11 protein-coding genes are annotated in these 13,248 nt (G+C 62.2%); 3 read left to right on the top strand and 8 right to left on the bottom strand.

Translation table 11 applies throughout. From position 1 onward, the window contains the following. Positions 1 to 7: 7 nt before the first annotated feature. Complete coding sequence (locus M9924_07505; GenBank protein MCO5064251.1) at positions 8 to 934, top strand: 2-dehydropantoate 2-reductase; 927 nt, start codon at positions 8 to 10, stop codon at positions 932 to 934. 33 nt (positions 935 to 967) lie between these two features. On the opposite strand, the gene M9924_07500 is transcribed toward M9924_07505, so the two are convergent. After that, entirely contained in the window at positions 968 to 2,002 is a 1,035-nt protein-coding gene (locus M9924_07500; protein ID MCO5064250.1) for a LacI family transcriptional regulator, read from the bottom strand. 185 nt (positions 2,003 to 2,187) lie between these two features. Here M9924_07500 and M9924_07495 point away from each other — a divergent pair, with 185 nt between their 5' ends. Both M9924_07495 and leuD read left to right on the top strand, forming a co-directional pair. After that, positions 2,188 to 3,588 (top strand): 3-isopropylmalate dehydratase large subunit, encoded by a 1,401-nt coding sequence (locus M9924_07495; protein MCO5064249.1) that lies wholly within the window; start codon positions 2,188 to 2,190, stop codon positions 3,586 to 3,588. Beyond that, the gene (leuD, locus tag M9924_07490) at positions 3,585 to 4,205 is read left to right on the top strand and encodes a 3-isopropylmalate dehydratase small subunit (GenBank protein MCO5064248.1); all 621 of its coding nucleotides are present in this window, start codon (positions 3,585 to 3,587) and stop codon (positions 4,203 to 4,205) included. The genes M9924_07495 and leuD overlap by 4 nt, the downstream gene beginning before the upstream one ends. 12 nt (positions 4,206 to 4,217) lie before the next feature. On the opposite strand, the gene M9924_07485 is transcribed toward leuD, so the two are convergent. From M9924_07485 to M9924_07455, 7 genes are all read right to left on the bottom strand, one after another. Continuing rightward, positions 4,218 to 6,470 (bottom strand): GldG family protein, encoded by a 2,253-nt coding sequence (locus tag M9924_07485; protein ID MCO5064247.1) that lies wholly within the window; start codon positions 6,468 to 6,470, stop codon positions 4,218 to 4,220. A gap of 4 nt (positions 6,471 to 6,474) precedes the next feature. Then, on the bottom strand, positions 6,475 to 6,798 hold the full coding sequence (locus M9924_07480) for an ABC transporter permease (protein ID MCO5064246.1): 324 nt from the start codon (positions 6,796 to 6,798) through the stop codon (positions 6,475 to 6,477). 39 nt (positions 6,799 to 6,837) lie between these two features. Beyond that, positions 6,838 to 8,721 (bottom strand): ABC transporter ATP-binding protein, encoded by a 1,884-nt coding sequence (locus M9924_07475; GenBank protein MCO5064245.1) that lies wholly within the window; start codon positions 8,719 to 8,721, stop codon positions 6,838 to 6,840. Beyond that, entirely contained in the window at positions 8,721 to 9,629 is a 909-nt protein-coding gene (locus M9924_07470) for an ABC transporter permease (GenBank protein ID MCO5064244.1), read from the bottom strand. The genes M9924_07475 and M9924_07470 overlap by 1 nt, the downstream gene beginning before the upstream one ends. Next, the gene (locus M9924_07465) at positions 9,629 to 10,618 is read right to left on the bottom strand and encodes an ABC transporter permease (protein MCO5064243.1); all 990 of its coding nucleotides are present in this window, start codon (positions 10,616 to 10,618) and stop codon (positions 9,629 to 9,631) included. Before M9924_07465 ends, M9924_07470 begins: the two co-directional genes overlap by 1 nt. A 68-nt stretch (positions 10,619 to 10,686) precedes the next feature. Then, positions 10,687 to 12,249, bottom strand: coding sequence for an ABC transporter substrate-binding protein (locus M9924_07460; GenBank protein MCO5064242.1), 1,563 nt, complete (start codon positions 12,247 to 12,249; stop codon positions 10,687 to 10,689). A 213-nt stretch (positions 12,250 to 12,462) separates the two neighbouring features. Next, positions 12,463 to 13,245, bottom strand: coding sequence for a DeoR/GlpR family DNA-binding transcription regulator (locus M9924_07455; protein ID MCO5064241.1), 783 nt, complete (start codon positions 13,243 to 13,245; stop codon positions 12,463 to 12,465). Between the last annotated feature and the right edge of the window lie 3 nt (positions 13,246 to 13,248).

Here is a 13,248-nt window from a genome sequence, read left to right as displayed (position 1 = left end):
ATGTCCGATGCGAGTTGCCATTATCGGTGCCGGCGCAATGGGTTCGGTCTATGCGGGACTGTTCGCCGCCGCCGGCAATGATGTCCTCGCGGTCACCCGCAACCGCAGCCATGTCGACGCGATCAACGGCGCGGGCCTGAGGGTCGAAGGCGCAAGCGGCGACCGCACCGTCCGCCTGACAGCCTCCACCTCCGCACAGGGAGAAAAGGCTGACCTCGTGATCCTTGCGGTCAAGGCTTCGCAGGTCGCGCAGGCCGCAACCGAGGCAGCGCCGCTCATCGGGCCTCGCACCACCGTGCTCACCATACAGAACGGCCTCGGCAGCGCCGATGCCGCCGCTGCGGTCGTCGGCGCAGAGAAGCTGGCGGTCGGCATCGCGGGCGGCTTCGGTGCGTCGCTTCCCGCTCCCGGCCATGTCTACCACACCGGCATGCAGGTGGTGCAGATCGGCGCCTATTTCACCCTCGACAAGGCGCGGTTGGACGCCGTGGTCGATGCGTGGAAGGCAGCCGGATTCAACGCCATGGCCGCGCAGAATATCGCGGCGATGCAGTGGGAAAAGCTGATCTGCAACGTCGCCTTCAGCCCCATCTGCGCGCTGACCGGCATGACCTGCGGGCAGGTGATGGACAATCCGGCGACATGGCGGCTCGGGATTGCCGCATCGCAGGAAGCGTGGCGGATTGCGAAAGCCCTGAATGTCGGAATCAAGGTTGAAGATCCTGTCGCCCATGTTCAGTCATTCGGCGAACGCGTCCGTGGCGCAAAGCCGTCGATGCGCATGGATCATGAAGCGGGCCGCGCGAGCGAGATCGATGCGATCAACGGGGCGGTGCCGAGGTTCGCCGCCCAGGTCGGGCTGGAAGCGCCCGTGAACGAAATGTTGACGACGCTGGTCAAGGCGAGGGAGCAGGTCTTTCTCAATGCGAGCTGAACGGATGCCGAGGTGCTGAACGACGGTTTCCGGTTAGGTGACCGGCGCTGCGACCGAGCCTCTTATGACGAGCGTCGTCGGAAATTCCGTCCGTTCCGGCCAAACTTCGGCGGATGCAGTTTCGACCTGCGCGCACAGGAACCGCGCGGTGTTGGAGGCGATCTGTTCGACGGGCAGGGATATGGTCGTTATCCCGCCGCCCCATTCGGAGAGCCATTCCGGGTCCCCATAGCCGATCATCGACATGTCGGACGGAACCGAAAGTCCGCGCTCCCGAAGGGCGCGCATCACGCCCAGCATCAGTTGCGAGCTTCCGATGACAATTCCGGTTGGCGGATCGGGCCGATCGATCAGGCGCAGGGTCGCGGCATAGCCGAATGCCGGCCTCGGCGAGCCGAGTTCGATCATCGCGAGATGGCGGATGTTCGCCGCGTCGACGGCTTCCATGAACCCGGCGACACGCTCTTCGCCGGTGCTGAGCGTCTCCGGTCCGCCGCTGACCAGCGCGATGCGCCTGTGACCCATCTCGATAAGGTGTCGCGCCGACTGCGCGGTCGCGCCGCGATCGTCGGCGACCGTCAGCGGCTTGGAGAGCACGGGGCTGCGCCGGACGATCTGCATGGCGGGAATTTCCTCCAGCAATTCGGCGGATTCAGGCGTCAGACCGGCGGTCGGGGTCAGCGCTATTCCGGCCACGCGCGCGCGTCGCATCGCGACGATGTGGCGATATTCGAGCGCCGGATCGTCCTCGGAAATCGCCATGACCAATTGCACGCCCCGCGAGGCGGCCTCGTCGGCAATGATCTTCGACAGGCGGCTGTAAAAGGGGTTCTCGATGTCGGGAACGATCAATCCGACCAGACTGGACTTCTGGCGACGCATCATCTGGGCCCAGGAATTCGGGATATATCCCATCGCCCGGGCGGCCGCCCTCACCTTTTCCTTCGTTTCCTCGCCAATTTCCGGCGAATCGTTCAGTGCCCGCGAAACGGTTGGATGAGACATGCCGAGGTGCCGGGCAATGTCCCTGATCGTAACCGGTCCCCTGCCTGTTCCGTCTCTGCTCATTCTGCGTTCATTCGTTCACGAAGGTCAGGACCCTACAGTCGCTTCAGCAAATCGTCTTGCCGGTTCTCCATTGACGACACCCGGTCTAGCGTCAACGGGACGGCGATGCAAAATTCTGTGCACACGTGTACGCTACCTTTGGCATATTTCAAATCGGGCTTTGGAAGGATCTTGTGGAGGCGAGTTTGAAACGACGCAATCTCTTTGAGAAGATCTGGGACGAACATCTGGTTGCCGAACTCGACGGCGGCCAATCGCTTGTCCATATCGACCGCCATCTCATCCACGACTTGACCAGCCCGCAAGCGTTTGCAGGGCTGGAGGAGGCGGGTCGCAAGGTGCGCAATCCCGAGCTGACCTTCGCCGTATCGGATCATATGGTCTCGACCCGTCCCGGACGATCCACCGAATCCGTGCCGGGCGGCAGGGAGATGCTTCTCGCCTTGCGCAGCAATGCCCGCAACAGCGGGATCACGCATTTCGACATCGAGGACCGGCGGCAGGGAATCGTCCACGTCGCAGCTCCGGAGCAAGGGATCATTCTCCCCGGAATGATTGCGGTTTGCGGCGACAGCCACACCTGCACGCTGGGCGCGCTCGGCTGCTGGGCGTTCGGGATAGGGACATCCGAGGTCGAGCACGTGCTTGCCACCCAGACCCTTGTCGTCACCCGCCCGAAATCGATGCTGATAGAGTTTCATGGCGCACCCGCGGCCGAAGTCACGGCAAAGGATGTTGCGCTGCATCTGATCGCGCGGCTCGGAGTGAAGGTCGCAAGCGGCTTTGCCGTCGAATATGGCGGCGACTATGTGAAGGGCCTGCCGGTCGAGGCACGCCACACGCTGTGTAACATGGGCGTGGAAATGGGCGCGCACGGCGCAATGGTTGCACCCGACCGGATCACTCTCGACTATCTCGCGGGCCGCCCTTTCGCGCCCCGCATCACCGCTGAACTCGAATCGTGCTGGCTGAACTATGCGAGCGACGAAGGCGCAAGCTATGACCGCATTCACTCGGTCGAGCTTGCGGAACTGGAACCCCAGATAAGCTGGGGCACCAATCCGTCGCAGACGATTGCCGTCAACGGCGTGGTACCGCCGCTTCCCGACGACCCGCGCGAGGCGGCGGCGATGCATCAGTCGCTGAGCTATATGGGACTGAGGGCCGGCGAAAGGCTGGAGGGCATGCCGGTCGACAACGTGTTCATCGGATCGTGCACCAATGGTCGCCTGTCCGACCTGTCGGCAGCGGCGTCGATCATCGGATCGAAACGCGTTGCGCCCCATGTCCGCGCCATTGTCGTTCCCGGTTCGAGCCAGGTTCGCAGGCAAGCCGAGGAACTGGGCCTCGACCGGATATTCATGGATGCGGGGTGTGAATGGCTCGAATCCGGCTGCTCGATGTGCGTCGGCATGAATGGCGACTATGTGGGACCCGGCAAGCGAAGCGTCTCCACCTCGAACCGCAATTTCGAGGGTCGACAGGGCAGCAAGGCACGCACCCACCTTGCAAGCCCGCTCACTGCGATGGCGTCAGCGCTGGCCGGGGAAATCGCCGATCCCAGACAATTCGGGGCTGGAAAATGAAACCGCTTCGCCACATCGAGGGTGCGATCGTTCCCGTCGACCACGACAACATCGACACCGATACGATCATCCCGCAGCAGTGGATGGTCACGACGAGCCGCAAAGGTCTCGGCAAGGGCTTCTTCGCCGATTGGCGGCAGGATGCGGATGGCACGCCGAACCGGACCTTTGCGTTGAACCTCCCGAAATATGCGGGCGCAAGGATCCTGCTGGCGAACAACAATTATGGCTGCGGTTCCTCCCGCGAGCACGCCGTATGGGCGCATCTCGATTTCGGCGTGCAGGCCGTGATCGCCGCCAGCTTCGGTTCCATCTTCTACGGCAACGCATTCAAATGCGGCCTGCTTGCAATCACCCTACCCCATGAGCAGGTGCGCCAGTTGTTCGACCGTTCACGCGACGAGGTGCTTTCGGCGTCGATCGAAGTGGCAACCCAGACGCTGCGCATCGATCCCGATATTCAATGGCAGTTCGATCTCGATGACCGCCGCCGTCGCATGCTGCTCGACGGCGCCGACGAGATTACCGAGAGCCTGCGGCACAGGCACGAGATCGACGCCTTCCAGGACCGGGATCGACAAAAACGACCGTGGATCTGGAACAGGTCGCCGGGCTAGAAACGCCCTCCGTCATTTTGCGGGAACCACGAACGGCTCCGGCTTGAGGAAGCGCTTCAGGACATTGCCGGTGATGCGCGACACGTTGTTCTCATATTTGTTGTGGCTGAGCGAACCGGCATAGGCGATGGAGCCCACGCTGAACACCGCGCCGCCGCCCTGCGTTTCGAAGAACACCATGTCGGCCTTGACCTGCTCGCAGACGTCGCCGCCCGAATCCATGATGTTGAAAAGCATCTCGTCGAGCGCGAGAAGATGGGCGGGCGTGTGGTTGTGCGAACTGGCGAGTACCAGCGTATGCGGCGGCGTTCCAAGATCGTAGTTGATCGCGTCGACCTCCATGCCCGCCGCTCCATTGCCGATCAGGCCGAAATCGCCGATCTTCTCGTCGGCCCCGACGCCCGCGAAAATGAAAGCGGCGCGCGTGTCGAAGCTGTCCGGGTTGCGCGTATAGAAGGTCGATTCGTCGAAGCCCTGCGCGACATAGGCCACGCCGCAGATGGCATTCGGCGCGCGCCCGCCCTGCCTTCGCCACATGCCGCCATATTCGCCCGTGAAGCTGTGGTAATATTCACCTGTCGGCGGCTCCCATGCGCGATTGCCACCCTCGGCCCGCCGCACCTCGATTACGCCGGGCAACTCCTTGTGATAGGCGATGCGCCAGTAGAAGCCGTTGCCGCCGAGATACATCAGGCGGCCACCCCGGTCGATATAGCGCTGCAAGGCGTCGAGCATCCTGAGCGAATAATATTCGGGATGCGTCGAGGTGATCACGACATCGTATCCCTCGAACAGCGAGATGCCTTCGACGTGTAGATCCTCGTCGGTCGCGACGTCATAGTCCACGTCATGGGCTTCCATCCAGTCGGTGATATGGGTGTCCGCGTTGAACAGCCACAGATGCGCCGGGCCTGCGCCGTGGTTCGCCTCAACGAATGGCTGCATGTTCATGATCGGGCGCAGGCGCGAGGAATAATAGACGCCGCTGCCGTCCGAATGCACGTCGTAGAGCGAATGCCCGTATTCGCGGTGTTCGTTGAGGAAGACCTGATGCGGATGAAGCACGGTGACGCGGTTGAGATGAAGCTCGACCATGGCCGAGTTCGTCCCGAAATGCTCATTGGCATAGGCGATATAGGTCGCGAGCGAGAAGAGAAACAGCACCTTTTTGCGCTTTGCCGGCGCGGCCCGAACGACAAAGGAAATGTAATAGGCTTCCTCACCCGCCCTCAGCCGCACCGCGTAGATGCCGCTGCGAAGTCCCGACGGTACCGTCAGCTCGAAATCGACATCCCATTCGGCGTCATAGATGTCGTCGTCGTGAAAGTGGATCGCGCCCCACTGCTCCGGGGCCATTTTCCAGTCATGGCTATCGAGCGTATGAAGGTGGCCGACGACGCCTCGCGCCGGCAGGTTGACGATGTGTCCGTCGGCGCCGTTCGCGGAGATGTCGGAAATCTTCGTACCGGAAATGTCCTTCGAGAAATCCCACGCACCGAGCAGGTTGAGCGAGAGGCTCGACGGAAACGGCGTGGTGCGCAGCTGCTCGATCTCTGAGGCGCCGAGCGCCACCGACGAAAGACGGGGCGCTTCAAGCTTGCCGTTGTAGAAATTCTTTGCGAGCAGCCGGCGGGACGACCGGCCAGCGATCTCTCCCGCGAAAAACAGTGGCGCGGCGGCAGGCGCGAACGAAGCGGGCGCTTCGGCGAAAGCCGCTTCGGACGACGCGGTGTAGGACTTGAACGGACGCTGATAGACGCTCGCCGTGCCGGTAGATGCATCGAAGGAAGCCGCCACGACATACCATCCGAGCCGCCGCAAGGGCGCACCGCTTGAGACAACCGTGGAGCCGCCCTTGCCATCCCTCACATCGAGCGCCGCGCAACCTTTTTCATCGATGATGAGACCGAAGCCCGCCTTGCCCGCCTCGTCATAGCAGGCTGCGATCGCCTGTCGTCCCTTGGTGGGCGTCGTCGGCTGAATGACGGCCTGAACGGTGAAGCTCTCGAGCGAAGCCAGCGCGGGCATCTTTTCCACGACGGCGAAGGAACCGGCATGGATCTTCTGCGCGCGGCCCTTGTATTCGCCGCCGAACGAGCTTTCGATCTCCTCGATCTTGACACCCGGACCCTCCGGGCTGGTGTCGCCGCAAATGATCCTGATGAGATCGGCGCGAAAGCTTTCATATTCACAGTTGACGTGGAAGCGTATCGTCTCGTTCGGCGAAACGCTGATGCGGTCGCCATAACCGGTAAGCTTGATCATATGCTCAGTCCTTCGCCTCAACTGTGTCTGCGCCCTTCATCTCCGCAAGGCGCATCCTGTAGATCTCGACTTCCGCTTCATCGAGATTCGTGAACTTTCGGTCCCAGTAGAATGTGATCGGCTTGGCGCGTCCGTTCAGGCGGGCGAGGATCCATTCCTTGTGCGGCTTGGTGCAGAAGAGAACGAGCTTGTTGTTTACCGAGCCGCCCCGCATGCGGTTGACGATCTTCTGCAAGGCGGGCGAGTGCCGTCCGGCGGGATCGTGCTCGAACTCGTGCAGCGCTTCCTGCTCCTGCGCATCTAGATCAACGACCTGAACCTTCGACATCCGCTCCGCTCCTCTTTGCCAAATCCTGCCTGGCGAACGTCAGCCGGCGACGGTCTGTGCGACCCGTTCGCGCGGCGTGATCTCGCGTCGAATCAATGCGGCGTTCGTCACCGCGCTGTCATCCGAAATGAGATGGCACGCGCTGAAATTGCGACCGTCGCGGGAATAGAGCGCCGGGTCCTCGACCGAGCAGCGCTCGAATGCGAACGGGCACCGCGTGCGAAAGCTGCACCCCGGCGGAATGTCGATCGGGTCCGGCGGCTCGCCGTCCAGCAGATAGGTGCCGGTGTCGTAGCGCTTCGCCTCGATGACCGGCGCGGCGCTCAGGAGGGCGCGCGTATAGGGATGGGCGGAATCGAAGAACAACGTCTCGTTGTCGGCGAGTTCGACGACGCGGCCGAGATACATGACCGCGACGCGCGTGCACACGCGCCGCACCATCGCAAGGTCGTGCGAGATATAGATGTAGGACATTCCATGCTTGGCCTGCAGCCGCTCGAACAGGTCGATCAGTCGGCCCTGCTCGATCTGGTCGAGCGAGGACAGCGTTTCATCGAGGATCATCAATTCGGGTTCGAGCACGAGCGCACGCGCAATGTTGACGCGCTGCCGCTGCCCCGCGCTGAGCCCGATCGGGAGATTGTCGAAAACGCCCGCCGGCAGCCCCACTTCCGCGATGGCGGCGCGCGCCCGCTCCCTGACCTCGGCGCCGGTCATTCCGCCATGGATCCTCAGCGGCTCGCAGACGGTGCGGCCCACGGGGAAATGCGAGGGGATCGCGTTGTAGGGGTCCTGGAGAAGGAGCTGGAAACTCTTGCGCAGCATCAGCAGGTCGCGCGAGTTGAGGCGGGCAATGTCCTTGCCCTTGAACATGATTTCGCCTGCGTCCGGCGCTTCGAGGCGACTCAGCAGCCGTGAAAGAGTGGATTTACCGCAGCCGGATTCGCCGACGATCCCGAAATTCTCGCCGCGCTCCACGTCGAACGAGACATTGCGAACCGCCTGCACCGACTTGGTCTGGAACAGCGCGGACCGATCCTTGATGGCGTAGGATTTCGAGATGTCGCGCACGCTGAGCACGATGTCTCGGTCCGCCGTCGTCTTGATGGTCGGTGTGACCGACTCCGCCGTCCAGATGCGCGGAACCTTGGCGATCAGGCGACGCGTGTAGGCGGCCTCGGGCTCGCGGATCAGCGCCTGCATCTTGCGATGCTCGATGACCTTTCCGCTTTCAAGCACCAGCACCTCGTCGGCCACATCCTGCACCACGCCGAGCGATGACGAAACGAACAGGATCGCGGTGTCGAAATCCTTCTGAAGCTCCTTCATGATGCGGATGATCTGGGCGCTGACCGTAACGTCGAGCGGCTGCGTGATGTTGTCGGCGACGAGGAATGCGGGCCGCGAGACAAGGGCGTCGACGATCAGCACGCGCTGCATCATGCCGCCGCTGAACTGGAACGGGAAATCGTCGAAGCGTTGCCGCGCCGAAGGAATGCGCACGGCGTCGAGAAGATCAATGACGCGCGCCTTGGCATCGGCTGCCGAGGTGCCGGGCACGACCTGCTGGAGCTTCTCCACGATCTGTGTCCCGATCGAAAGGGTCGGATCGAGCGCGCTGCCCGGATTTGCCCCGACATAGCCGATGGAGCGTCCGCGAATCGGCTGCATTTCGCGCTCCGGCAGGGTCAGCAGGTCGTGCCCCTTGAACATGACCTCGCCGCCGGTCACGCGCAGCGGCGGATTGATCCAGTTCACCACCGCCCGCGACAGGACGGTCTTGCCCGACCCGCTCTCCCCGATGATCCCCAGGACCTGTCCCTGAAGCAGGTCGAACGAAACATTGGAAATGATGGGGCGGCGCTCGCCCCGGCCTTCGAGGTCGATGCTCAGGCTGCGTACCGAGAGAATCGCTTCCGACATCATTCGACCCCGCGTATGACTTTGTTGCGCGCGCGTTCCAGCGCACTGCCCATCAGGTTGATGCTGGCCAGCGTGACGGTCAGGATCAGGCCGGGGACAACGGTGATCCACCAGGCGTTCAGCAGATATTGCGTGCCGGCGGCGATGATGTTGCCGAAGGTCGGCGTCGGCGGCTGTATGCCGATGCCGATGAAGCCGAAGATCGCTTCGAAGATCATCATGCGCGCGACGTCCAGCACCGCCACGAAGGCCATTGTGGGCAGGATGCTCGGCGCGATGTAGCGCAGCATGATGCGGAAATTGGAAGCGCCGATGATCTTTGCGCCGCGCACATATTCCTTCTGCCGTTCCGCAAGCACGACGCTGCGGGTAACGCGCGCATAGGCCGGCCATCCGGCAAGGATCAGCACGGAGATCACGAGGATTTCGTTTGGCCGCGTCACGCCGAGTATGGCTATCGCCAGTATGACGACCGGGATCGACATCTGCACGTCGGTCAGGCGCATCAGGATGAGATCGGTCCATTTGCCGTAATACCCGGCGATCATGCCGATCGCCGATCCCAGCACAAACATGCCGACGACGCTCGCCACGCCGATGACGAGCGCATTGCGCAAGCCAACGAGCGAACGCATCAGCAGGTCACGGCCAAGCTGGTCGGTGCCGGCAAGATGACCGATCTGCCAGCCATCCATCGGAAACGGCGGAAGGAACTTGGCCTTCACGTCCATCGCGGTCGGCGACACGTCGATGATGTAGGGTCCGAAAATGGACAGGAGGATGAGGGTCGCCGCCACGGTGAAACCGATCTTGAAGTCGATGGACTTCCAGGCAAGGCGCAGAATGCGTCCGCCGAGGGTTTCGTTGCGAGGGGCGCGTTCCAGTTTCGTCGTCTCGGCCAGCGCCATCAGTACTGAAGCCTTCTATCGATATTGGTCGCGATGAAATCGACCATCATGTTGACCACGACCAGCACGGCGCCGGACAGGATGGCGACCGCCTGGATAATCGGGAAATCCCGCTGGAACACCGCATTGATGGTGAGCAGGCCGAGGCCGGGATAGCTGAAGATGAACTCGACCACGAAGAGGCCGCCGAGCAGCATGCCGATCACCTGCACACCGAAGAGGTTGAGCAGCGGGATCGAGGCATTGCGCAGCACATGCTTGGAGATGATGGTGCGGCGCGTCAGCCCGCGCACCTTTCCCACGTCCACATAGTTCTCATGCAGCCCGCTCGCGACCGATACCGAGATGGACCGGATCAGCACCGGCGCAAGCTCGAACGCGATCACCAGCGCCGGGAGCACCGCATAGGCGGGGCCTTTGTAACCTATCGCCGGAAGCCAGCCGGTCTTGGCGGAGAAAAGGAGAATAAAGACAATGCCCAGCCAGATGTTCGGCAGGGACACGAGAAAGGAAGAGAGATAGACCGCCGCGCGGTCGGGCCATCGGCCTGCATTGAGACCCGCATAGATCCCGACGGGCACCGAGACGATGATGGCGAAAAGGATTCCAAGCCCGCCCAGCAGCAGGCTGTAGGGTATGGTCTGGACGATGAGGCCGATGACAGGCGCACGGTTCTCGGCGCTGTGCGTGGTTTCGCCGCGCGAGCCGCCCGTGCTTCCTCCCTGCGTGCCGCGAATGAAAGAGGTTCCGAAATTGCCGACCGCGATCTGGCTGATATAGCGCGCGAACTGCACGGGTATCGGATCGCGCAGGCCAAGCTCGCGCGCCGTCTCCTCCATGACTGAGGGCGGCGTCATCGGGCCGAGCATCATACGCACGGGATCACCCGGCACGACGCGAAGCAGCGTGAAGACGAGGAAAGCGACGAGGGTGACGATCACCAATCCCTGCGCCAGTCGGCGCGCAAAAAAGTCGAGTGCGAAGATCATGATCGTCTGCCTTCAAGTGCCGGTGGCGGCGGGGTGCGCCGCCACCGCGATCGGTTGACGTGACTGCCTTACGAAAGTGTCGCCTTGGAAAGGTCGATCGGTCCGTTCGGCGCGAACACCACATTGTCGAGGCCCTTGGCCATTGCGTGGAAGTGCACCGCCGAGAACAATGACAGGCTCGGCACCTTGCTGGCGATGGTCGGCAAGGTTTCCTCGCGGATGATCTTGGCGCGCTCTTCCGGTGTCGCGGCATTGCGTTCCTTTTCCAGCACCGCGTCGATTTCCGTATCCACAAGGCCCGGGAACAGCGAGCTCTTGGAGAACCAGTTCGGGAACAGCACGAGGTCGGGTTCGGGCGAGCCGGTCATCCAGCCCACATCGACCATGTGTCCCGCGCCCTGGCCGTCCGCGCGCCGGTAGATCTGGTCTTCCCATGCAGCCGGCTCAAGAACGGTGAGCTTCACCGGGAAGCCCTGCTCCTGCATCATGGCGGTGATCAGCTCGCCATATTCGCGCGTCTTGGGATAGAAGCCAACCGAGGTGATGTATTCGAGTTCGGGCAGGCCCTGTCCGTTCGGGAAGCCCGCCTCGGCAAGCAGTTCCTGGCACTTCGCCGGATCGTAGGTCGGATAGTTCGGGATGTCGGCATAGCCGAATTTCAGCGGCGAGATATAGCTGCTGGATTCCTGGCCGGCGATGCCCACCACCTCCATGATCTGCGACCGGTCGATGGCGTGGCAAGCAGCCATGCGCACGCGGATGTCGTCGAAGGGCGGCTTGTTGCAGCGGAAATGCAGGTACTTGTTCTCCAGCGACAGCGCGCGGTCCACCTTGACGTCGGGATTGGATTCAAGCGTGGAATACTGCTCCGGCTCAAGGCGCTCGATGATCTGGTATTCGCCGTTGAGCAGGCCGAGGACGCGGGTATTCGGGCTGGGAACATAGGCATAGACGACCTCATCGATCTGCGGACGCCCGTCGTAGTAGTCGTCATAGGCGGCGAGCGTGGTCTTGTCGCCTTCCGTCGCGGCGAATTTGAAGGGGCCGGTGCCGTTCGGCTTCGCCTGCAATACCGAAGGATTGGCGATGTCGGCCGCGGACATGATCGGCAGGAAGCTGACCAGATAATAATAGGCTGCGGCGGGGTAGCCGTACTTCTCCGTGTTGATGCGCAGCGTATACTTGTCGACGACCGTGATGTCTGCCTTGCCCGGATAGAGCGAGGCGGAGGGCCGGGACGGGTCCGATGCGTAGTCGAACGTCGCCTTGACGTCCTCGGCGGTGAAGTCCTGCCCGTTGTGGAACTTCACGCCCTCGCGCAGCTTGAACTCGATCGTATGCGGATCGACGATCGTCCAGCTCACTGCGAGATCGGGAAGCAGTTCGTCCGGCTTCTCCGGCTTCATCGGAGCCTTGGTCAGGTGGCTGAAAATGAAATGTTCGGCGTTCCACTGGCCGACCGTGGTGTGCGAGGTCGTATCCCAGTTGCCCGTGATCGGGCCTGCAGAGGCGAAAGTGACGCGCTTGACGCCCTGAGCGTGCGCGGTGCCGCCAAGCGACAATTTTCCGCTCGACATTGCAACGCCAGCGAGCGCGACCCCGCCAAGAAAAGTCCGTCTGTTCGTCTTCATGATGTTCCCTCTGTTCGTTGGGGCCACTGCCCTTCGTCCCTCCACATGCCGCGAGAGGCGCCCGAGGAGCTGCCATTCACCATGTCCACGATTGCCCGTTCAGTCAACTAACTTTTTTGTACGGCCGATCACAACGACCATATATGCGCACTTCGCCTTCTTTTTTTGCACATTGCATAGTGATTCTGCCCAAAACGCATGCACCGTTTTTCTCTAAAGGCCATTTCGACCGACCACCACCTCGACGCCGGCCACTGCGAGCGCTTCCTCGTAGGGAGCCTGGAGCATCTCGTCGGTGATGATGATGTCGGCAGCAGCCAGAGGGCACACCTGGAACAGCGCCGACCTTCCGAACTTCGTGCTGTCGGCCAGCACGAAAAGCTTCGCCGACTGCGCGATCATGGCTTTGGCTATATCCGTCTCCTGCAGGTCGTAATCCAGGAACCCGCCCTGGCTGACCGCGCCCACGGTGATGATGGAGTGCGAGGCGTTGAAGCGCCCGATCTGGTCGATGGTCAGCGGTCCCACGCTTTCGCTACCACCCTCCCGATACTCGCCGCCGAGCAGAAAAACCTTATTTCCCTTACCCTTAACGACCTGCGAGGCAATTGCGCCCGAATTGGTTATGACCGTAATGCCTTCACAGCGGGCGATTTCCTCGGCCAGGAAAACCGTCGTCGTCCCTGTGTCGACAAAGACCGTGTCGCCCGATCTGAGCAGCCCGGCGGCGGCGCGCGCAAGCAGCCGCTTGCCCTTCGCATTCTCCGCCAGACGCGCCTGGAACGAGCCTTCGGAAACGGCTTCCGACTGATTCGCCTCCACGGAAATCGCGCCGCCGTGGATCTTCTTGAGCAGGCCCTTTGAATCCAGCGCCCCGAGATCGCGCCGAATGGTCTCGCGCGAGGATTTGAGCCATTCCGCCAGATGATCGACGGTCACCCTGTCGTTTTCCCTGACCAACTGAATGATCCTGTCCCGCCTTTTCGCTGGCGTCATGTT

The sequence above is a fragment of the Rhizobiaceae bacterium genome, assembly GCA_023953835.1.
In the GTDB taxonomy this organism is placed as follows: Bacteria; Pseudomonadota; Alphaproteobacteria; order Rhizobiales; family Rhizobiaceae; genus Mesorhizobium_G.
Note: the sequence above shows the minus strand (reverse complement) of the source record. Positions and strands in the feature narration are given on the sequence as shown.

Bases quoted from the DNA above. Each gene is read 5' to 3' on its own strand.
- M9924_07505 (MCO5064251.1), top strand. From the start codon at position 8: ATGCGAGTTGCCATTATCGGTGCCGGCGCAATGGGTTCGGTCTATGCG.
- M9924_07500 (MCO5064250.1), bottom strand. From the start codon at position 2,002: ATGAGCAGAGACGGAACAGGCAGGGGACCGGTTACGATCAGGGACATT.
- leuD (MCO5064248.1), top strand. From the start codon at position 3,585: ATGAAACCGCTTCGCCACATCGAGGGTGCGATCGTTCCCGTCGACCAC.
- M9924_07485 (MCO5064247.1), bottom strand. From the start codon at position 6,470: ATGATCAAGCTTACCGGTTATGGCGACCGCATCAGCGTTTCGCCGAAC.
- M9924_07480 (MCO5064246.1), bottom strand. From the start codon at position 6,798: ATGTCGAAGGTTCAGGTCGTTGATCTAGATGCGCAGGAGCAGGAAGCG.
- M9924_07475 (MCO5064245.1), bottom strand. From the start codon at position 8,721: ATGTCGGAAGCGATTCTCTCGGTACGCAGCCTGAGCATCGACCTCGAA.
- M9924_07470 (MCO5064244.1), bottom strand. From the start codon at position 9,629: ATGGCGCTGGCCGAGACGACGAAACTGGAACGCGCCCCTCGCAACGAA.
- M9924_07465 (MCO5064243.1), bottom strand. From the start codon at position 10,618: ATGATCTTCGCACTCGACTTTTTTGCGCGCCGACTGGCGCAGGGATTG.
- M9924_07460 (MCO5064242.1), bottom strand. From the start codon at position 12,249: ATGAAGACGAACAGACGGACTTTTCTTGGCGGGGTCGCGCTCGCTGGC.
- M9924_07455 (MCO5064241.1), bottom strand. From the start codon at position 13,245: ATGACGCCAGCGAAAAGGCGGGACAGGATCATTCAGTTGGTCAGGGAA.